Annotated in this window: 16 protein-coding genes and 2 pseudogenes; 3 read left to right on the forward strand and 15 right to left on the reverse strand. The window is 45.6% G+C overall.

Translation table 11 applies throughout. The features are described from left to right. Window positions 1-34: 34 nt before the first annotated feature. From hflX to dnaE (ACIRUQ_RS09190), 11 genes and pseudogenes are all read right to left on the reverse strand, one after another. Window positions 35-1,267 (reverse strand): GTPase HflX, encoded by a 1,233-nt coding sequence (gene hflX, locus ACIRUQ_RS09140; RefSeq protein ID WP_021738179.1) that lies wholly within the window; start codon window positions 1,265-1,267, stop codon window positions 35-37. Continuing rightward, on the reverse strand, window positions 1,268-2,320 hold the full coding sequence (locus ACIRUQ_RS09145; protein WP_172679873.1) for a lipopolysaccharide assembly protein LapB: 1,053 nt from the start codon (window positions 2,318-2,320) through the stop codon (window positions 1,268-1,270). Window positions 2,321-2,545: 225 nt separating this feature from the next. Further along, complete coding sequence (locus ACIRUQ_RS09150; protein WP_022036070.1) at window positions 2,546-3,796, reverse strand: adenosylhomocysteinase; 1,251 nt, start codon at window positions 3,794-3,796, stop codon at window positions 2,546-2,548. A 111-nt stretch (window positions 3,797-3,907) separates the two neighbouring features. Then, window positions 3,908-4,570: a GTP pyrophosphokinase family protein gene (locus tag ACIRUQ_RS09155; protein ID WP_021738176.1), complete on the reverse strand. Its 663-nt coding sequence runs from the start codon at window positions 4,568-4,570 to the stop codon at window positions 3,908-3,910. Between the two features lie 130 nt (window positions 4,571-4,700). Continuing rightward, window positions 4,701-5,225 carry a transcription repressor NadR gene (locus ACIRUQ_RS09160; protein ID WP_055289441.1) on the reverse strand — a complete coding sequence of 175 codons (525 nt, stop codon included), beginning with the start codon at window positions 5,223-5,225 and terminating at the stop codon, window positions 4,701-4,703. Between the two features lies 1 nt (window position 5,226). Next, window positions 5,227-5,493, reverse strand: coding sequence for a hypothetical protein (locus ACIRUQ_RS09165; protein WP_022036073.1), 267 nt, complete (start codon window positions 5,491-5,493; stop codon window positions 5,227-5,229). 4 nt (window positions 5,494-5,497) lie between these two features. Next, window positions 5,498-6,274, reverse strand: a complete 777-nt coding sequence (locus ACIRUQ_RS09170) for an RNA methyltransferase (RefSeq protein ID WP_021738173.1) — start codon at window positions 6,272-6,274, stop codon at window positions 5,498-5,500. A gap of 205 nt (window positions 6,275-6,479) precedes the next feature. Continuing rightward, the gene (gene pfkA, locus ACIRUQ_RS09175) at window positions 6,480-7,454 is read right to left on the reverse strand and encodes a 6-phosphofructokinase (RefSeq protein WP_055289438.1); all 975 of its coding nucleotides are present in this window, start codon (window positions 7,452-7,454) and stop codon (window positions 6,480-6,482) included. Window positions 7,455-7,520: 66 nt separating this feature from the next. Next, window positions 7,521-9,089 (reverse strand): annotated as a pseudogene (dnaE, locus tag ACIRUQ_RS09180) (DNA polymerase III subunit alpha); the annotation flags it as partial. A 132-nt stretch (window positions 9,090-9,221) separates the two neighbouring features. Then, on the reverse strand, window positions 9,222-11,108 hold the full coding sequence (ltrA, locus tag ACIRUQ_RS09185) for a group II intron reverse transcriptase/maturase (protein WP_055289432.1): 1,887 nt from the start codon (window positions 11,106-11,108) through the stop codon (window positions 9,222-9,224). Window positions 11,109-11,946: 838 nt separating this feature from the next. Beyond that, window positions 11,947-13,854: pseudogene (gene dnaE / locus ACIRUQ_RS09190) on the reverse strand (DNA polymerase III subunit alpha); the annotation flags it as partial. 299 nt (window positions 13,855-14,153) lie between these two features. On the opposite strand from dnaE (ACIRUQ_RS09190), the gene ACIRUQ_RS09195 reads away from it, so the two are divergent. After that, window positions 14,154-15,017, forward strand: a complete 864-nt coding sequence (locus ACIRUQ_RS09195) for a CPBP family intramembrane glutamic endopeptidase (RefSeq protein WP_022036077.1) — start codon at window positions 14,154-14,156, stop codon at window positions 15,015-15,017. A 16-nt stretch (window positions 15,018-15,033) separates the two neighbouring features. Here ACIRUQ_RS09195 and ACIRUQ_RS09200 read toward each other — a convergent pair whose 3' ends face one another. From ACIRUQ_RS09200 to ACIRUQ_RS09210, 3 genes are all read right to left on the reverse strand, one after another. Continuing rightward, window positions 15,034-16,092 (reverse strand): 5' nucleotidase, NT5C type, encoded by a 1,059-nt coding sequence (locus ACIRUQ_RS09200; RefSeq protein ID WP_022036078.1) that lies wholly within the window; start codon window positions 16,090-16,092, stop codon window positions 15,034-15,036. A gap of 70 nt (window positions 16,093-16,162) precedes the next feature. Next, window positions 16,163-17,041 (reverse strand): DMT family transporter, encoded by an 879-nt coding sequence (locus ACIRUQ_RS09205; protein ID WP_055290647.1) that lies wholly within the window; start codon window positions 17,039-17,041, stop codon window positions 16,163-16,165. 88 nt (window positions 17,042-17,129) lie between these two features. Beyond that, window positions 17,130-19,004 (reverse strand): ABC-F family ATP-binding cassette domain-containing protein, encoded by a 1,875-nt coding sequence (locus ACIRUQ_RS09210; RefSeq protein WP_022036079.1) that lies wholly within the window; start codon window positions 19,002-19,004, stop codon window positions 17,130-17,132. Between the two features lie 255 nt (window positions 19,005-19,259). On the opposite strand from ACIRUQ_RS09210, the gene ACIRUQ_RS09215 reads away from it, so the two are divergent. Together ACIRUQ_RS09215 and ACIRUQ_RS09220 are read left to right on the forward strand one after the other, a co-directional pair. Continuing rightward, the gene (locus ACIRUQ_RS09215; RefSeq protein WP_055290672.1) at window positions 19,260-19,787 is read left to right on the forward strand and encodes a 4-vinyl reductase; all 528 of its coding nucleotides are present in this window, start codon (window positions 19,260-19,262) and stop codon (window positions 19,785-19,787) included. A gap of 9 nt (window positions 19,788-19,796) precedes the next feature. After that, on the forward strand, window positions 19,797-21,047 hold the full coding sequence (locus tag ACIRUQ_RS09220; RefSeq protein ID WP_055290648.1) for a GGDEF domain-containing protein: 1,251 nt from the start codon (window positions 19,797-19,799) through the stop codon (window positions 21,045-21,047). Window positions 21,048-21,148: 101 nt separating this feature from the next. Here ACIRUQ_RS09220 and ACIRUQ_RS09225 read toward each other — a convergent pair whose 3' ends face one another. After that, the gene (locus tag ACIRUQ_RS09225) at window positions 21,149-22,135 is read right to left on the reverse strand and encodes an electron transfer flavoprotein subunit alpha/FixB family protein (RefSeq protein WP_055290649.1); all 987 of its coding nucleotides are present in this window, start codon (window positions 22,133-22,135) and stop codon (window positions 21,149-21,151) included. Window positions 22,136-22,140 lie beyond the last annotated feature (5 nt).

Consider the following 22,140-nt stretch of genomic DNA (forward strand, 5'->3'; position numbering starts at 1 on the left):
TTTATCATTTTCAACACTTCGCCGCAATGTTTTATTACAGTTCCGGTGGCACATAAGCCTCCACATAGATGCCTTCCGGTGTATACTCTTCCTTCAGTAATTCTCCATATTTACGGATTTTCTGAATCTCTCCGGCCTTTTCATATGGAAATGTATGCTTGAGCAGCACTTTTCCATCCCGGAGCATATCCTCGAATACTTCTTTCAGTGTATCCAGTCCCATGCCGGTCTTCGCAGAAATACGCAATGTCTTATCTGCCCGGAAATCCTGCAAGATTTCCTCTCCGGTGATCCGGTCACATTTATTAAATACCGTAAGAATCTTCTTATCCACGACACCAAGATCCTGCAGCGTCATATACACGACGTGCATCTGTGCATCCCACTGCGGATTGGAAGCATCTACCACATGAATAATAAAATCCGCATATTTCGCCTCTTCCAGTGTGCTCTTAAAAGCATCTACCAGATGATGCGGCAGCTTCCGGATAAAACCTACGGTATCTGTCAGCATCAGGTTCTGGTGATTGGATAATTCCAACATTCTTGTCGTCGGATCCAATGTTGCAAACAGCTGATCTTCCTCCAGAACATCTGCATCCGTCAGCGTATTCAGAAGCGTGGATTTTCCTGCATTGGTATAACCAACGATAGCTGCCACTTTTGTGTGACTCTTCATCCTCTGGCTCCTGGTCAGTTCCCTGTGCCGCACTACTTCCTTCAATTCCCGGTTGAGCTGTGCCGTCCGGTGACCGATGAGACGCCGGTCGATCTCCAGCTTTTTCTCACCCGGTCCTCGGGTTCCGATACCGCCGCCCAGACGGGACATGGATCGTCCGAAGCCCGCCAGTCTGCTGGCACGATACTTCAGCTGCGCCAGCTCTACCTGTATCTTTCCTTCACTGGTCCGTGCCCGTGCCGCAAATATATCAAGGATCAGCAATGTACGATCCATGACCTTGCTGTCCAGTACCTGCTCCATATTTCTCATCTGGATCGGGGAAAGTTCATCATCACAGATGATTCCGGTTGCCTCCTTTTCCCAGATCATATCCCGGATTTCTTCCAGTTTACCGGTTCCTACATAAGTTCCCGGATGCATGTGTTCCAGATTCTGGATCACCGTGCCTACTACTTCAGCTCCTGCCGTGGCTGCCAGTTCTGCCAGCTCCGCCAGGGAACTCTCTGTATCATCGCCGTTTCGCTCACTGATTCCCACCAGGATCACGCGCTCCACCGGCTGTTCATTTTCGTATACGATTCCCACTTACTGTCCGTTTCCTTCCGTTGTTGTATCTGCCGCTGTATCATCCGCCTGCTGCGTATTGTCAGTTCCGGTATTCTCCAGTCCGGTAAGTACCCTGGTCTGCAGAAATTCATACTCTTTCTGCATCGTCTCATCTTCCGGATAATCTGCCACATAGTCTTTTGCCTCTTCCAGTGCAGATGCAAAATCACCGTTTTTCTCATATACAGCCACCAGAGCTTTCTGCAGCTCTTTCACCTGATCTCCGCTGGCTGCTTCCATGGCATCTTTATAATACGTTGCCGCATCCGCATAATCCCCTGCATCTGCAGCAATGGACGCCAGCTGTTCCAGCGCATCCGCATCTTTTGGATGTTTTTCCATATATTTCTGGAATGCAGCCTTTGCATCCTCCGTCTTTTTCTCTGAAGTATACAGTTTGCCAAGCGCCAGATATGCTCTGTCCGCACCCTTATCTGCCGCCTGTGTCAGCATTTTGACCGCATTTTCCGTATCACCTTTGATGACATACAGTTTCCCGATATTTTCATAATCAGATGCAGAAGATGGTTTCAGTTTCAACCCCTGCTCCAGATATTTCTGTGCTTCCTGCGTCCTGCCTGCATTCTGCAGATTCTCGCTGATATGTCCATACAGTTCCGCATCCGAATCATTCAGGGACACTGCCTTATCATAATCCTTCAGGCAGGCATCCGGCTGTCCGTCTGCCAGCAATACACTTCCTCTGAGATAGTATACTTCCCAGTTTTTCTTATCATAATCCACCAGTCCGTCATAAGTCTTGATGGCTGCCTTGGTATCTCCGGATTTGTACTGTGCCAGTGCCTTGTAGTAGCACACATCCAATTCCTGTGCACGGATCCTTCCCAGAGACTGATCCAGAGCCTTCTGAAAACTGCTGACCGCATCCTCATATTTGGCTTCTTTCATCTGACTGATACCAAGCTGCTTATATTCCAGTGCCTTCTTCTCTGATTTGCTGGTACAGCCGCCCAGGAAAAGGGACATGCCCAGCAGACCGGTCAGAAAAAGCACCATTCCTTTTTTCTTCATATCGCTTCTCATTCCTCCATATTCCACCCATGTACCCCCGGAATCTGACCTCTTTGTTTCAGAAACCACGGTACACTGCACTTCCTTATAGTATGCCATGAATAAAGACGCACTGCAAGAAAATTTATCTCAGTCAAGAAGACTCCCACTTTCACATATTTCCCACAAAAGGCCTGCCACATGTTTTCCTGCATGTAACAGACCTTTCTTGCATCCTGCTCTATCCTATAAGTCAATATTGGAAGAATTCAGATATTTCTCCTGCTCCGGTGTCAATGTATCAATGGATTTGCCAAGGAAACGAAGTTTTCTGTTGGCAACTTCCAGATCTACGTTACGCGGAACACTGATCAGTTTCTCTGTCAGATTGTTCGCATTTTCTACCAGATATTTTGCACTCAGTGCCTGAATTGCGAAACTCATATCCATGATTTCTGCCGGATGACCATCACCTGCTGCCAGATTGACCAGACGACCTTCTGCCAGTACATAGATCCATTTATCCTCAGAAATCTGATAACCTACGATATTTTTACGCTGATCAATGGTATCCAGTGCGATCTCACGAAGACGTTTCATGTCGATCTCTACATCAAAATGTCCTGCGTTGCACAGGATTGCGCCATTTTTCATCACTTTGAAATCGTCCTCGCTGATGACGCCGGCACAACCGGTTACTGTGATAAAGAAATCACCGATCTTTGCTGCCTCGTTCATCGGCATTACATCAAATCCGTCCATCACTGCCTCAATCGCCTTGATCGGGTCTACTTCAGTCACAATAACTTTTGCACCCAGACCTTTGGCACGCATAGCCACGCCTTTTCCACACCAGCCATATCCTGCAACAACCACATATTTGCCTGCCACAATCAGGTTTGTGGTACGGTTGATACCGTCAAATACAGACTGTCCGGTTCCGTAACGGTTGTCAAACAGATGTTTGCAGTCTGCATTATTTACCAATACCATCGGGAATTTCAGTTCATCATTTTTTGCCATGGCGATCAGGCGGATGATACCGGTTGTCGTCTCCTCACAACCTCCGATGACATACTGCAGTTTATCCTGCATCTTTGTATGAAGCATATGCACCAGATCACCGCCGTCATCAATGATGATATTGCAGTTGTTCTCCAGAACACTTGTGATATGCTGATCATATTCTTCCGGTGTACAGTCATACCATGCATATACATTTAAACCGTCAGCCACCAGTGCTGCCGCCACATCATCCTGTGTGGAAAGCGGGTTACTTCCTGTGATATACATTTCCGCACCGCCTGCTGCCAGTACCTTGCACAGATATGCGGTCTTTGCCTCCAGATGAATGGAAAGAGCAATACGGATGCCCTCAAAAGGTCTTTCTTTGGAAAAATCATCTTCCAGACTGCGAAGCAGCGGACAGTTTTTCCGAACCCAGTCTATTTTGTGTGCTCCGGATGGAGCAAGATTGATATCTTTGATTGCGCTCATTCATTTCCTCCTGTATCTTGTAAACTATACTCTCATTTATCGAAGTTACCTGTGTAATTATCGTAGTTACCTGTGTGCTGTGATGTGAGTATCAAAAATAGCATTTATCACTCACGATTGTTCTTCTTCACTCTGCTGCCGTTCCTTTTCCGCAATGATCGCTTCATTCAGTGACAGCATTTTCGCATCCAGCTTGGACGTGATTGCCGCACAATCCCGCAGTTCCCGGCTGATATACTCCGGAGCATTTCCCTCAAATTTGTAATAGATCTTATGCTCCAGGCTTGCCCAGAAATCCATGGCAATGGTCCTGATCTGAATCTCTACTTTCGTCGGATTGATCCCGTTGGTGGTCTGTATCGGAACCGTGATCAGCATGTGATAGCTGCGGTATCCGCTCTCCTTTGGATGCTTCATATAATCTTTGATATAAAGAATCGTAAATTCTTTCTGCTTTCCAATCATCTCTGCCAGACGATAGATATCGGATGTAAAGGAGCACACGATACGCACACCTGCAATATCATTGATATGCTCCACCATGTTTTCCATGGTATTTTCCAGCCCGTGCCGGCTTAATTTTTTTGCAATGCTGTTCGGCGTTTTTATGCGGGATTTGATATATTCAATTGGATTGTACTGGTGAATGTATTGAAATTCATCATTCATGATATCCAGCTTTGTCCGGACTTCCTTGATCGCCGCATTATATAAAAACATCAAACTTTGCCAGTCATAGGCATTTTCCCCTCGTTCCGCTGTCTCTTCTGCCATCTATCCTAAAAAACCTCCTGAATTTCACTTGGCAGACCTTCTTTCTGTCCCTCATATAAAGTACATCGGTTGGCCGTCTTATTCATTGTATCATATTTTTCTATGATTTTTGTCTGTTTGCGCGCTTTCTTTATTTATTTTTAAGAAATCCTTTTTCTGCCAGCCGGGTCTCGATCTCATCCAGTATTTTTTCAGAATCAGCTTCCACCGTATGGAGATGACTGTTGCCGGTGAGGACCTTTAATGGCAGATCCGCTGTCTCACCCATTTTCCGGATAAACTCATCCACATCCCGGCGGTTTTTCAGAATCAGATCCGCACTGAGCTGTCCGTAGATCTCATGCTCTACGATCACGTCACAGACATAACCGCCGCAATCAACCATCAGATACAGTTCCTCCTGCATCTGTGCGTCGGTATGGTTCACTGCAAAAATTCTCCGGCACAGATTCTGACCGTGCTCCGGATCATACAGCACATATCCTTTATTTGTGCTCAGGATATTGCGGTTGGTCGCACGCAACAGTGCGATGTCCTGCACGATCACCTGGCGGCTCACGCCAAACTCCTTTGCCAGTTCCGTTCCGGACAATGGACGTTTTTCCTGTTTTAAACGATTCATCAGTTCTATTCTGCGTGTTGCTCCATCCGTCATATCAATCCTCCTCAATCACCTGAATCTCCAAAAAATCAAAATTAATCTGTTCAATAAAACTATCCTGGTAAAAACGAGCTTTTGCATGACGTTTAAACTCATCAATATTGTGTTCCAGCCAGATCGGTTTTCCCAGATCAAACACGTAACATACTTCTTCCAGTGCATGAAATACTTTGTGCGTGCGGGTCTCATCGCTGTCATCACAGATTGTCGTATCCCGCAGCATCCGGTTGTCTTTAAATTCTTTTGCCCATAAACGAAACATATTCTTACCCTCTTCTCTGTCTGCTGGCTTCATACATCAGAATACCTGCTGCCATGGCTGCATTCAGTGACTCCAGCTGTCCACCCATCGGAATCCGGATATAGGTATCTGCCAGTTTTGCAGTCTCCGCTGTCAGCCCGTTTCCTTCATTTCCGATCAGGAATGCGGTTCCTCCCGTGTAATCCGGTTCATCATAGCATACACTGCCCTCCAGATGTGCCGCATAGACACGGATGCCCTTTTCCTGCAACTGACCAAGCGTCCCATGCAGATCCTCAGTAATATAAAACGGTACCCGGAAAATGCTCCCCATGGTGGAACGGATCGTCTTAGGATTGTAAATATCCACGGTACACTTGTCCATGATCACACCGGAAATTCCGGCACCTTCCCCGGTCCGGAACATCGTTCCGAGATTGCCCGGATCCTGGACATTTTCCAGCACCAGCCAGACACCGTCTGTATCCTCCAGCATATCTTCCAACCGGTTTTCTTTCATTTTCACAAGACAGAGCACTCCCTGAGGCGTTTTTGTATCAGACACCGCAGCAAATACGGAATCTGACAACATCTCCCAGTCGGTTCCTTCAAAAACACCTTCATGTGCCGGATCTTTTGCAAAAGATTCGGAAACGTACACTTTCCCGATCCGCTCTTTCGGTGTCTCCCGGAACATCCGGATCCCTTCCACCACATACAGTTGCTGCTGCCGTCTTGCTCTTGCATTTTTTATCAGTTTGCTCAGGGCTTTCACCTGTGCATTTGCTGTACTTGTTATCATATGAAGTTCCTTTTCTTAAATGATATCTTTTATTTTTTAGAATTGTGGGAGTACGAAGTACGGAACAATTCGTATGGCATCTTTTTACCCCAACATCTTTTTTATTATACTTGCTATGCACAAAAAAAGCAATTTACACCTTTCCGTGCAAACTGCTTTTTTCTGTTCTTATTTACCGTTCACCCCTGCCATTCACAAGCGAACCTTAGATTGACAGGTTCTTTCCTACGTTAAACTGATAATCAGAGATATGTTTCTCCATAGCCAGTGCTTCATCCACATCATAATCTACGAATTTGCCATCTTTGTAGGCAACAACACGGTTGCTTTTGCCTTCGCAGAGCAGATCTACGGCATAAGCACCCATAGTAGATGCATAGACACGGTCTTTACATGTCGGGCTTCCGCCACGCTGCATGTGACCAAGGATGGTTGCTCTTGTCTCCATTCCGGTTGCAGCCTCAATACGTCTTGCCAGAGATGTGGAATGTCCGATACCTTCAGCATTGATGATGATATAATGTCTCTTGCCACGTTTCCGGTTTGCAATGATATTGTTTACGATCTTCTGCTCGTCGAAATCATATTTCTCCGGAATCAGTACCTGCTCAGCACCGTTTGCAAGACCACACCATAATGCGATATATCCTGCATCACGTCCCATTACCTCGATAATACTGCAGCGCTCATGGGAAGATGCTGTATCACGGATTTTGTCAATGGCTTCCATTGCTGTATTAACAGCTGTATCAAAACCAATGGTATAATCAGTACAGGAAATATCCAGATCGATCGTTCCCGGAATACCGATCGTGTTGATTCCCTGTGCAGCCAGTTTCTGAGCTCCACGGAAAGAACCGTCACCACCGATTACGATGATTCCTTCGATCCCGTGCTTTCTGCACATTTCAGCACCAAGCTTCTGTCCTTCTTCTGTACGGAATTCCGGACATCTTGCTGTCTGAAGTATCGTACCACCTCTCTGAATGATATCGGATACATCTTTTGCTTCCATATCTACGATATCTTCAGCAATTAATCCTGTATAACCTCTTCTTATACCCTTTACTTTTTTTCCCTTTGAGATTGCCTGACGCACTACCGCACGGATAGCTGCATTCATACCCGGTGCATCTCCACCGCTTGTTAACACACCAATTGTCTGTATTTCCTTAGCCATGACAAAACCTCCTATACCTGTATCATTTTCATTTTTCCTCATGTTGCTACTATTCTAATCTTTTTTTTACATTTTTTCAATGGACTTTTCCAAAACTTTGATATTTTTTTCACCAAGTTTTTTATTTAATTCATTTACAAGCTCATTATTTGCAAAAACGGTCATGTTTGCCCCGAGCCGTTTCATCGCACGCTCTTTTGCCAGGTAAATTATTACCTGATCCTGTCCATCTGACCCGGATAACAATGCCAGGGTTTCGTTTTCCTGCTGTTCAAAAGTCTCCCGGTCTGCAAACTGGATCCACAGTTCCCGTCTCGCATCATCAAAAGAATAGATTTTTTCACAGATCAGTTTGCCGTTTTTATCCTCTTCCGCAGACACCCGGCCACGGATAAACACTTTCTGCTCTTCCTGCATCAGCAGATGATACCGTTCATACTCCCGCGGAAATACAATGACTTCGACACTTCCGTACAGATCCTCGACCGTCAGAAATGCCATCGCTTTGTTCTGTTTTGTATACTTCACGTTTTTTGCCGTAATGATACCGCCGATCATGGCTTTCTCATCATCTGTGATACCTCTGGCAGTTCCACTTTCTTCATCCAGGACAAAATCTCCGGTGGTCTTTGTAATATTTTTCCGCCATTTTGCTTCATATTCCTGCAGTGGATGACCGCTGACATAGATACCAAGCACTTCTTTCTCCATGGCAAGCATCTCTTCCCTGGAAAATTCGCCGCAGTCCGGCAGACGGATCTCGAACTGCTTCTTCTCCTCCGGTGCCACCATGTCAAAGAGGGACATTTGTCCTGCCATCGTGGTCTTGCGGTCATTGGTAATCTGATCCATCAGCTTTCCGTACACCTGCATAAACTGCTTGCGCGTGCCACCCAGATCGTCAAATGCTCCGCCCTTGATGAAGTTTTCCACGGCACGACGGTTCATCTCCCTGCCGCTCATACGATCAATAAAATCCTTCAGGGATTTAAAACGCCCATTCTCCGTGCGCTCCTGTACCAGTGCATCGATCACCGGACGGCCGATACTCTTGATGGCAGACAGTCCATAGCGGATATCTTTGCCGGACACGGAAAATCCCGCATATCCGTCATTGACATTTGGCGGCAGCACGGCAATCCCCATCTGACGGCACACCTGGATATATTCTGCCACTTTTGTAGAGTTATCAATCACAGATGTCATCAGGGCAGCCATAAATTCCACCGGATAGTAATATTTCAGATATGCAGTCTGGTAAGACACCACCGCATACGCTGCTGCATGGGATTTGTTAAAGGCATATTTTGCAAAATCTGTCATCTCATCGAAAATCTTGTTGGCAACTTCCTCGGAAATACCGTTTGCCATACAGCCCGGCACCCCCTCTTCTTCATTGCCGTACACAAAATTCTGACGCTCTCTGGCCATGACATCGCCTTTTTTCTTGGACATGGCACGACGTACCAGATCACTTCGTCCCAGTGTATAACCTGCCAGATCCCGCACGATCTGCATGACCTGCTCCTGATAAACGATACATCCATACGTCGGAGCCAGGATCGGTTCCAGCTGCGGACAGTCATACACAATGGAAGACGGATTATTTTTACCACGGATATAGGATGGGATAAATAGCGATAGGTAACTCTTTGATATTATCTCTAAGTTTTCCCCCGCTCCGCACCGTACGTGAGTCTTTCGAGCTCATACGGCGCTCCCCCGTTTAGATTTACGTTATTGTTAAAATTACTTACTTAATACTTATTAATTCGAATTCACCCTTGCTATTACTTCCAAATTGCATTTTGCTCTCAATTTGTTTATTTTATCAAGTTGCATACTATCTGGTTTTATTTGTTCTAGCAATCTATCTATTGTATCAGCATTTACAGCATGTATTAATCTGTGTATATCTGCTCTCACATAGATAAGATTTTTAAACTCATCAGTTCCTCCAAGGCTTATCGGCTTTTGGTGATGACAGTGCATATTGTCAATTGTGAGTTCTGTTCCCATCACTCTGCACTTTCCTTTCTGCGCCGTATACACCGTAACTCGATTATCCATATATTCCATGCTTTTGTTAACAAACGTTTGGGTTAACAACGAGTGGAGAATTTCCATATTTATTCCTTGTCCAGTATTCATTGCCTCTCTGCCTGCTATTGTATACTTATTGTACTTTCTTGGTACAAATTTGGCATCTACATTGTTTACTGCTCCTATTGGAATAATACATTTCTTATGGATATATCTGATTTGTGCTGATTTACCATAGTTATCACTAATGTATCCTTTTGGCACACTTCCATTTTTGCTATATTCTTTGCCTATTCTGTTTGCAAACACATAATGCATATGCTGTTGCACTGGTTCCAGGTCAAGATAAACACAGGTTGCAATTCTATAATAGTTGTGTATTCCTATTACTATAGAATTATATCTGTTTATTGTGAGAAAAAGCTCATTTTTGTCATGCGGTTTTTGCATTTCTTTCACTTTTCCTATTAGTGCCTTTTGGATTCGTTCAATATTTTTAGGACTGATATGTGTCACGCATATTCTTTTATTGCCTTTAATGGCAGTTCCTATTGTGAATCCCAAGAAGTCAGATTTATCAGTTTTCAGATTTACTACTTTGGTCTTTTCTTCGCTGATTTCAAGCTTTAATTCTTCTTTCAACCACTTTGTTGTTGCTATATAGACTCTTTTGGCTGAATCGAGATTTTTGCAGAACAATTTAAAATCATCTGCATATCTCACAAAGAAAACCTCTTTAAGATTTGAATAATCTCTCATCGACGAGAATTTATGCGCTCTGTTTACACTTCCATTTTCATGTACAGCACATGCGTATTCTTTTTTGGTAGGAAATCCAGCCCATTGACTGTCAATCCACCAATCAAGGTCATTTAGAACAATGTTTGCTAATAAGGGACTAAGCACTCCGCCTTGCGGCGTTCCTCTTTCAGGCTTAATAATAGTTCCATCTGGAAGTTTTACGTTTGCCTTTAGCATCTTCTTAATGATGCATAGAAGTCTTTTATCCCTGAAGCCCATGTTCCATAGCTGCGACATTAATTTCTTGTGGTTTACATTATCAAAGAAGCCTTTTATATCAAAATCCACTACATAATAGAGTTTTTGTAACTGTATCAGCTTCATTGTCTGCGCCATGGCTGTTTCACAAGATTTTAGTGGTCTGAAACCATTACTGTTCGAATGAAATTTCGCTTCAGCAATAGGTTCCATAACTTGCAGAATTGCCTGTTGTATGATTCTATCCCATATACTCGGTATTCCAAGTGGTCTGAGCTTACCATTGGCTTTTGGTATTTCTACCCTCTTGACTAACTTTGGATTGAAATTTTGAAGTTTTGCTTTAATCTTTTGGATTGCAACGTCTTCATCCATTTCTTTTATTTCCTTTATTGTCATGCCATCACAACCTGCTGTATAGCTGCCCGTATTTTTCTTGATATTCCTATATGCTAACTTTAAATTACTCTCATTTGTGATAATCTCCATTAGCTTGTAGAAATTATAGCCTTGTTGACTTTTTGCATAGAGGTCATCAAACGTTTCCTCCATGTTATAGTAACTGTTATTTCTGATTTTTATGTCATCTTTCTTCTTGCTTGAAGTATACATAGACATCCACCTCCTTCTTTGATTTCTCTTGGAAGACGATGAATTCTTTTTTGTCTTACTCGAACTATGTTTGTAAGTAATATATTTTGTGTAAATCTACACGGCTTGTGGCTATTGCTCCATTTTCATTACAAAAACTTCAGCGCTCCTGCCACTACTCTCACTATGATTAAAAGTAGTTATAGATATAACATTTCCTACTTACTATGTTATAGAAAATAAAGTTTCAACATATTCACAGCTTTCCTCGTTCCTATATTTCTTTCTTAGCATCTCGTACTTAGGTGCTTCCTTTGAACCCTCATGCTTGACAGTGCCTGTAACACTGTATGGTCTTTCATTTGGACTATTATTACTTAACCACACATGAACTGCTCTTGGCAGCCCCGCCAGTTTCCTTGGCAGTCCCGTATTTTAAGGTCCGTACATTCAGAAGTTCGTCAGTTGCTATCTCAAACAACATACTCACCATATACGAGCGTCGACGCCCGCCCTATCAGTTACCTTGCCTACTTATTACTCCTCTTTTCTCACAGGTGTGCCCTAGCACTTTTGTACCAATGATACTTCAAAGACTTTTTTCAGTTTAGGTTCCTTTCAGACGACTTTACCGAGCTTATAACATTTCATGCTTTATCATGCAATGCTATTCGGAGGTCTCAGCGCAAATTCTTCAAGGCGTTACCCTATCATTTAATTTATTGAAATATAAGTTCTCAATTTAATTTCTTTCCCTTTCGGTTACAGGCGAGCTCTGGCTCATTTATTTACCAATAACCTACTTGGTTTTTACTCTTAAATCGGTCAATGCTTATTGGGCATTGAAACGAGTCGCACAATCCATCGGTCCCGGACGATACAGGGAAATTCCGGCAATGATATCTTCCAGGCTCTGTGGTTTTAACTCCTTCATGAAGTTTTTCATACCGGCACTCTCCAGCTGGAACACACCATCGGTGCGACCGGTACCGATCGAGGCCAGTACATCCGGATCGTTATAGTCAATCTGATCCATATCCAGTTCTTTTCCGGTGGAACGCGCCACATTTTTCACGGCATCCTGGATTACAGTCAGTGTCCTGAGTCCGAGGAAATCCATCTTCAGAAGCCCCAGCTCCTCCAGTGTCGTCATGGTAAACTGTGTCGTCACGGAACCATCGGAGCCTCTCGAGAGCGGCACATACTCGTCCACCGATTTCTGACTGATCACTACACCGGCTGCATGCATGGACGTATGCCGCGGCAGTCCCTCCAGACGCAGTGACATGTCGATCAGCTTCGTCACTTCCGGATTGGACTCATAGAGTCCGCGCAGTTCCGGATTCATTTTCAACGCCTTACTGATGGTGATTCCAAGCTCGTTCGGAATCATTTTTGCAATGCTGTCACACATGGCATACGGCAGATCCATAACACGCCCCACATCCCGGATAACGCCCTTGGCAGCCATGGTACCGAAAGTTACGATCTGCACCACGCGGTCCTTGCCATATTTTCTTACAACATAATCAATGACTTCCTGACGTCTCTCGTAGCAGAAATCCACATCAATATCCGGCATGGAAACTCGTTCCGGATTCAGAAATCGTTCAAAGAGCAGACTGTAACGGATCGGATCCAGCTTGGTGATTCCCAGCGTATAGGAAACCAGACTACCTGCCGCACTGCCTCGTCCCGGACCGACCATGATATCATTTTCTCTGGCAAAATGAATAAAATCCCAGACAATCAGAAAGTAATCCACATACCCCATTTTCTGAATAACCGAAAGCTCATATTCCAGACGTGGCTTTAACTCCTGCACCCGTTTGGGTGAATACCGCTCATCAAGTCCCTCATAGCACAGTTTGTTCAGATATTCCCAGGATGTATAGCCATCCGGCACATCGAATTTCGGCAGCTTCGTCACACCGAATTCAATCTCCACATGGCAGCGGTCTGCAATTTTCTGCGTGTTTTCAATCGCATCCAGCGCATAGGGAAACAGTGCCTTCATCTCTTCTTCTGATTTCACAAAATACTGACCGCCCTCATAGCGCATACGATTTTCATCCGAAAGCTTTTTGCCGGTCTGCAGACAAAGCAGAATGTCATGTGCCTCCGCATCTTTTTCATAAGTGTAATGCACGTCGTTGGTAGCCACCAGATCGATGCCCAGCTCCTGATGCATCCGCAGCAGCTGCTGATTGACCTGCGCCTGCTCCGGAATGCCATGATCCTGCAGCTCCAGGAAAAAATTTCCTTTTCCAAAACAGGTCTCATATTTTAAGGCAATCGCTTTCGCTTCCTCATACATCCCTCTGGTCAGATAACGCTGCACCTCACCGGCCAGACACGCAGACAGTGCAATAATACCTTCATGATAGGTCTCCAGAACTTCCATATCCACACGGGGACGATAGTAGTAACCATCCACAAAACCTTTGGAGACGATCTTCATCAGATTCGCATATCCGACATTATTTTCCGCCAGCAGCACCAGATGATAATAACGATCTTCTCCTTTGACCTGCTCCCGGTCAAAACGGGAGCCCGGTGCCACATACACCTCACATCCAAGGATCGGATTAATCCCCGCTTTCTTCGCTGCACGGTAAAAATCGATCACACCATACATCACACCATGATCCGTGATCGCCCCGGCTGTCATCCCCAGTTCCCTGATCCGGTTGACATACTCTGTAATCTTATTGGAACCGTCCAACAGACTGTACTCTGTATGGACATGTAAATGTGCAAATGCCATATATTTCCTCTTTCTATTACGTTGTCTAATCTGTTACAAAACATTTGTTCTCTCATCCATCTAACATCTTACCACATTCTCCCCACCTGGAAAAGATACATTTTATTGTTACGATTTTATTAATATTGGAAAGAACCTCTGGACAAACCGAAAACGGTTTTATAAGATAGTTAGAAGATGTATATCATGCAATGCATGACGTGCATCTCGCGACAAGAATGTCGAGGGCATTCCTGAACAGATGCAAGAAGCCGGAAGAATACCGGGAGCATTCTTGCACAGAGAGGATTTATGAGATTATGAAAAGATTTCGCTATTTTATAAAAAGTTTGTTCCCCGTGGTCATGGTTTTTATCCTGCAGATCGTGGCAGCAATTCCCACGATGCTTTTTTTTCTGTTCCGCGCCTCCGGTGATGCAAAACCGGCACTGAACGAATTACTGGCTTCCCTGTCAGGTCTTACCTCCGATATGGAATATCTGCAGACACTGAATCTTGTCTATGCGATTCTGGCGCTGCTTGTATTCGGTACCTGGTACTATAAAATATTTGTAAAACCATTCCGTCACCGCAGAAAAAAACATCCGTCAGGATACAGTTTTCATACCATTACATCCATGTTTTTTCTCGGCATTGGACTGCAATATGTCACAACCATGCTGACTGATGCCATCGGTGCGCTTCGCCCGGATCTCATTACCGCTTACAATGCACAGATGAGTTCCCAGGGATACGATGATCTGTCACTGCTGCTCCTGGTGTACTCCGTCATTCTCGCACCGGTTATTGAAGAAACGGTATTCCGCGGACTGGTCTTCCGCTATGCACGGCATGCCATGCCATTCTGGTTTGCAAATATCCTGCAGGCTGCACTGTTCGGATTTGTACACATGAATCTCGTGCAGGGCATCTATGCCTTTGCGATGGGACTGTTCCTTGGCTGGGTATGCCGACGGGGACATGGCATCAAATACTCCATTCCGGTTCATATTGTATTCAACATCATCGGCTGCTTCTTCTCAGGGCTCATCCAGATTTCCCTGACGCTGAGCTATCCGTTGTTTGCCAGTCTTGGTATCATGCTGACTATTTTCGCACTGTGGCTGTTCTATACGGATTTCCAGACCGCTGATCATTCCAAGTCGAACGCACATGAAACTTAACGCGTATATATCATATTTATCTGCAGATTTTTAAAATCCGTTCCACTGCATCTTCGCGGTCCGTGTGAATGACATAATCACACAGGGCCGCATTTTTCAGCTCATTTTCCAGGGATACCAGCCGTAGCATTTTTTCATGATTGTCCATCTCTTTTTCCAGAATACTCCTGATCATCTGCTCCCGCTTGCACTTACAGAAAATGATCACCGTCGGATAATGCCGCTTCATGGCAATGGCACCGCTCAGATCCATCGGCATCACTACATACTGTCCGCCATTCATCAGTTCCGTGATATCTTTCCACTTTGTGCCATAAGCGTAACCCGCATACCGGGTCGTCTCGATAAATGTATCCCGACAACGGATAAATTCTTCTTCCGTGATCGTAGTATGGATACGGTCAGATACGCTTTTTGTCGTATAGGCTCTCGGTACCGTGAATCTGCCGGTCTCACACAACTTCCGTGTGATCTCATTTTTCCCGGAACCGCTCGGTCCCACCAGTGCCACGATACAGGGCGGAGCAGGCTCCACCCGGTCCTCGATCATGGCAGATTTGATCTGATCCAGCAGCTGGAAAAATTCTTCATAGTTATGGACTGCCAGCAATCCTGTCAGCTCCCGGTTCCATGGGCGGCGCATCAGCACCGGAAACCGTGCACTGCTTTTTAATATATTATGCGGTCCGTCATCCAGCGTAATGTCCACCTGAACCACGGATTTCTGAAATCCCATAATGATATTTTCATCCGGGAAATCCGGAAATGCCGTCTTGATCTGCTCCACACGTTTTGACATAAACTGTGGCTGCACGGCAGTCACGATATAGACGATTCCCTTCGTCTGAAGCGTTCTGATAAAAGCCTTCGCCTGGTCAGAAACCTGCTGCATCTCATACAGCCGCGGATCCGAATAATATTTTTTGATCACCGATGCACGCCCTGTATTTTCCCAGGAATCAATATCCTCCAGTGTCAATGGAGGTTCAAAGTGATATTCCTCATTTGCCAGTTCAATGGCACAATCATTTAAGGGGGATATTACATCATCCCAGTCAATTCCAAATGTAAGCATATAACCTCCCGCGGGCTTTCCTTATCCGTCATTTCTAAGCCTCTGTCCCGTAATCTGCACAGCAAACATCCTATTTCACGTCCGATGCATCCCGACGCTGGTTATAGAAGAACATCCATACTGCCATGCCGATGATGATGACATACCCCAGCACACTGTAACGGTCCGGGATCTGATGAAACAGTGCAAAACCGATGATCGCCGAAAAAATAATCTGAGAATAGTCATAGACCGAAATCTCTCTGGCCGGTGCATGGTAATATGCCGCTGTGATGGCAAACTGTCCGCCTGCGGCAGCCACTCCGGCTCCCAGCAGAACGATGCCCTGCCACATGCTCATGGTATGATAGTTTAACAGCAGATACGGCAGCGTCACCAGACAGGAAAATCCGGAGAAAAACAGCACCACAGATACCCCTTTCTGCCCCCGCTGTCCCAGCACCCGCACCATCGTGTACGCGATTCCGGCGCATAAACCACCGCACAATCCGATGAGAGACGGTACGATATTCATATTCAGAAACGTCGGTTTGATGATAAACAGGCTTCCGATGAAAGCCCCGCACACCGCAGTTACCTGAATTGGTGTCAGCTTCTCTTTTAAAATAAGGAAAGAGAATAAAATAACAAAAAATGGTGACATTTTATTGAGCATGGATGCATCGGACAGCACCAGATGATCCACCGCATAGAAATTACACAGGATCCCCAGTGTTCCGAAGCCTGCCCGCAAAATCATATACTTCCAGTTTCCTTTTTCCACCTGAAAAACTTCTTTGTGTCGCACCATTGTTGCCAGAGCAATGATAAACGCCACCAGATTTCGGAAAAAACTCTTCTGTACCGCCGGCAGGTCTCCTGCCATTCGTACAAACATATTCATAAATGCAAAGCAAAGCGCCGATAATACAATAAATAAGATTCCTTTATACTTTACTTTCTGTTTCATAACTTGCACCCGCTTTCTACTTACTTAAATAACACTTGTAACCACATTTCCGGAACATTTCACCCGGACATAAAACCCGGCTGGTTCATCAGCCTTGCGCGTGAATCTTTTCCGCAAGTTCTTCCAGATATTCCCAACGCTCCATCTTATGTTCCAGATCTGCTTCCGTCTGTTCCCGTTCTGCTGCCAGCTCCGACAGACGCTTGGAATTTGTGGCATTCGCCGCCATCTCTGCATCCAGACTTTCCAGCTTTTCCTCCAGATCCAGGATATCCTGTTCGATGGTCTCATACTCCTGCTTCTCCTTATAGGAAAACTTCAGCTTGCGCTCCCGGTTCGCCCGGTAGTTCTCATATGCCGCACGGCCGCCGGCCTCACTGCCGGTATCTGCCCCTTCGGTTCCACCGGCTGCCGATGAGATAATTCCGTCCTGCACGGACAGATTACACTGTGCGGATTCTCCGGCTTTCAACGCATAATCCGTGTATCCGCCTTCATACTGTCTCAGTACACCGCCGGCCTCAAAAGCAAAAATGCGATTGACCGTCCGATCCAGAAAATACCGGTCATGGGATACAACGATAACGATTCCCTGATAATGATCCAGATAATCCTCCAGAATCGTCAGAGTCGAGATATCCAGATCATTGGTCGGCTCATCCAGGATCAGCACATTCGGTGACTCCATCAGCACCCGGAGCAGATTCAGACGACGGCGTTCCCCGCCGGACAGTTTCCCGATCAGGCTGTACTGTGCCTGCGGCGGAAATAAAAATCGCTCCAGCATGGCAGATGCACTGATCAGTCCATCCTCGGTCCGGACAAATTCTGCTGTCTCCCGGATATAGTCAATGACTCTCATCTTCGGATCCATATAAGCAATACCGGCTTCTTTGCTCGTCTCGATCTCCTGGGAATAATATCCGATCCTGATCGTCTGTCCCACCTTGATACTTCCGCTGTCCGGCTCTTCCCGTCCTGCCAGCAGCTTCATCAATGTCGTTTTTCCACATCCGTTGGTTCCTACAAATCCCACACGGTCATTTTTCAGGAAAATGTACGAAAAATCCCGGATAAACATATGTCCGCCATAGGATTTGCTGATTCCGTCAATCTCAATGGTCGTATTTCCCATACGGGTTGTAATGGAACTCATGGACACCTGACCGTCGCTCTGCGGACCATGCTGGTTTTTCATCTCCTCATAACGCTCCAGACGTGCTTTCTGCTTGGTGGAACGGGCTCTTGCCCCGCGTTTTACCCACTCTAATTCCACCCGGAGAATCGACTGACGCTTCCGCTCCGTAGCAGCTTCCATCTCCTCTCTCTGGGCTTTCAGCTCCAGAAATCCGGAATAATTGGTATCATAGCTGTAGATCTTTCCTTTGTCGATCTCCGCGATCCGGTTGGAAACACTGTCCAGAAAATACCGGTCATGTGTCACCATGATCAGGCTGCCCCGCCAGCGCTTCAGATAGTCCTCCAACCACGCTGCCATCGCGTGATCCAGGTGGTTCGTCGGCTCATCCAGCACAAGGATGTCACAGGGCTGCATCAGGATTTCTGCCAGTGCCAGACGTTTGCGCTGACCGCCGGAGAGCTCCGAGATTTTCTGTTCCAGCCGGACAATCCCCAGTGTCCGGAGCATACTCTTTGCCTCACCTTCCATATCCCACTGTGTACTCTCGGATATTTTTTTCTCCACATGTTCCCACACCGTGCAGGAATCGTCAAATTCCGGTGTCTGCGGCAGATAACGGATCACAACATGATTTGCTTTTGTACAACTTCCGGTATCCGGCTCTTCCAGGCCAGCCGCAAGTTTCAGCAGCGTGGACTTGCCGGTTCCGTTGATCCCGATGATGCCGACCTTCTCGCCCTCCTGAAGAAAAAAAGATGCACCATCCAGCAGCACCCGCTCCGTATATGCTTTTGTAATATTTTCCAATGATAATAAATTCATACGCTGTATCTTTCCATTTCTTTATTTTAATCAGTTCTATTTTAACTGATTTTGCAAAAAAATACAAATCCGATAAGAGTTACTGTTCACACGCGCCATTCGTGAAACGTTAAGATTCTATGAATTATTTTTGCTTCCTTGCATATTAAGTTTTTAAATGCTATACTAGAAAATAGTAATGTCGTTTCTATGTATATGATTTGGGTGTCAAAACAACAGTAAAGGGAAAAGAAAATTATGGACAATAATATATTTATGGAGGATCAGAAACCGCTCTCTTTCGAACAGTATCTGCAATATGATGAAAAAAGCCGCAGCAATCTCGGGGAAACGCTTCCGGTTCTTGTTTATCGTATGTTGGAATATTCAATGAAAGACGAGTTGGTCTCCCGCCTGGGGAAAGATGCGCAGATTGATATTTTCCGAAAAGCCGGACAGCGCAGTGGGGAATATTTTGCCCGGAACATGCTGCATCTGGATCAGCCGTTGAATCAGTTTATCAGTGAACTGCAGGCAAAGCTGCAGGAACTCAAGATCGGTGTTCTGCGTATTGAAAGTGTGGACGAGGAAACCGGCCGCATCATTCTGACTGTCTCAGAAGATGCAGACTGCTCCGGTCTCCCGGTTCTTGGTGAGACAGTATGCAACTATGATGAAGGATTCCTTTCCGGTATTTTATCCGTATATACCGGGAAACCATACGCTGCCATCGAGATCGACTGCTGGGCAACCGGCGACCGTGTCTGTCGTTTTCGTGCAGAGATTGTGAAATCGGAAGGATAGGTTTTCATTATGCAGGAAAGCAAAAACTGTGAATTACTCTTTGAATATTTACGCAGCATTCTATACGATACGAAAATAGAAACGCTGAATATTTTTGATCTGGATGAACCATACCGCAAGCTGGGTCAGGGACTTCAGTTCCTTGAAAATGCGATCGGAGAAATGAAATCCTATTCCGAAGCGCTTTCCCATGGAAATCTGTCCGTTGACACACCGCCCAGAGACAATTTTCTTTGTGAAAACCTCAAAAACATTCATGCAAACCTGAACCATCTAACCTGGCAGGCAAAACAGGTGGCAAAAGGCGATTACGCCCAGACGGTATCCTATCTGGGAGAATTCTCAGAAGCATTTAATACGATGACCGGTCAGCTTCATGAACGGGAAGTATCCCTGAAGGAAGAAGCGACCCGTGAGAAAGCACATGCAAACATGCTGGAAAGTTACAACCAGCTGCTGATGCAGCTGATCGACCGCAGTAACGAAGATATTCTGGTGACCAGCGTGGATCATCAGGAAATCCTCTACCGCCATCAGCGGACCTCCGGCGATACACTATCCAATGAACTCTATGCGCTGTGTATCCGGCATCTTGCCGAGAAAAATGCAGACCCCTTTCAGGGTGAGCAGGCATATGAATGGATCTGGGAAACAGAAGATTCCCTTCACCGCTTTTACCGCATCACGACAGGTCTGATGGAATGGCAGGGTCAGAAAGCGTATGCCCATATCATTCAGGATATCACCGAAAAGAAGCAGCGTGAGCAAAAACTCACCGCAGAAGCTTACCACGATTCTCTCACCGGCATCGGAAACCGCCAGTTCCTGATCGAGCAGATGGGAGAATTGCTGAATAGCAAGCGGCAGCTGACCTTCTGCTACTGCGATCTGGATCATTTAAAATACATCAATGACACTTATGGTCACCTGGAGGGCGACTGGTATATCTGCCATTTTGTACATACCATAAAAAAATTCATCCGAAAAGAAGATATCCTGGCCCGTATCGGCGGTGATGAATTCTGTCTCGTTTTGGAAGGCTTGCCGGGAACGATTGCCCGAGAACGGCTTATCGATATCCAGAATGCCTTTGACCGCACAAAAGAAAAGCCATACCCCAAAGGGTTCAGCTTCGGAATCATCGAAATTCCGGCCAACCATGATGAACTGACTGTCAACGATGTGATTCGTCAGGCTGATTATGCGATGTATCAGCAAAAAGAACTGCACAAGCAGGCCTATGCACCATTTCTGACATAATAATAAAGAAGTCCCATACTTTTATAAAGCATGGGGCTTCTTTCTTTTATTTAGTGTATAAAATGGATTTGGATTAGCGTATTTTTATCTTATATTTCTTTTTATGCTTCTTTGTATTTTTTGATTTCCTCGATCATCAGAGGAAGGATCTTCATAGCATCACCGACAATTCCCACATCTGCGATATCAAAGATCGGTGCATCCTCATCTTTGTTGATGGCGATGATATATCCGGATCCGATCATACCGGACACATGCTGTGTGGCACCGGATACACCGCAGGCAATATACAACTTCGGAGCAACAATCTTGCCGGACTGACCCACCTGATGGGAACGTCCGATCCACTCTTCTTCAATAGCCGGTCTGGTGGCACCTACGACACCGCCGCAGACATCTGCCAGCTGCTGTACCAGTGCAAAGTTTTCTTTGCTTCCCATACCACGGCCACCGGATACGATGACATCGGCATCTTCCAGGTTGACTGCCTCACTGATTTCTTTTACCACATTGGCAATCTTGGTAAATACCGTTTCCTCTGCGATTTCAATGGTTTCTTCTATAATTTTGCCGGCTTTTCCCTCCTCAATTGATTTGGAAAAAGAGCCGCCGCGCACGGTGGCTACTGCCGGCCGGGTATGCAATACAACATCATTCAATACATTTCCGCCGTATACCGGGCAGGTAAACACATACTGATCTCCGTCAGCCACAATATTCATGACATCAACGGCACATCCTGCATCGAATTTCTGTGCAGCCAGCGGAGTAACATCTTTGCCCTCCTGGGTCGCTGCTGCCAGCACCAGCGACGGTGTATATTTCTCCACCAGTTTTGCCAGCATGGCCGCCCGCACTTCCGGACGTTTCTCTTCGGTCTTTACAATGACTGCCTCATCCGCACCGGCTTCAATGGCTGTTCTGGCCGCTGCATCCGGCTCTTTTGCAAGAACAGCTGCGATAACTTTTTCACCTTTTGCTCCTGCCAGTTCTTTTGCCTTTGCCAGAATCTCAAGTGCCGGGCCAACCGGAGTGTCCCCGGCAGTCTCAACATATACTAAAATATTTTTTCCTTCTGTCAGACTCATTTCCT

Source organism: Eubacterium ramulus (assembly GCF_045002895.1).
Taxonomy (GTDB): domain Bacteria; phylum Bacillota; class Clostridia; order Lachnospirales; family Lachnospiraceae; genus Eubacterium_I; species Eubacterium_I ramulus.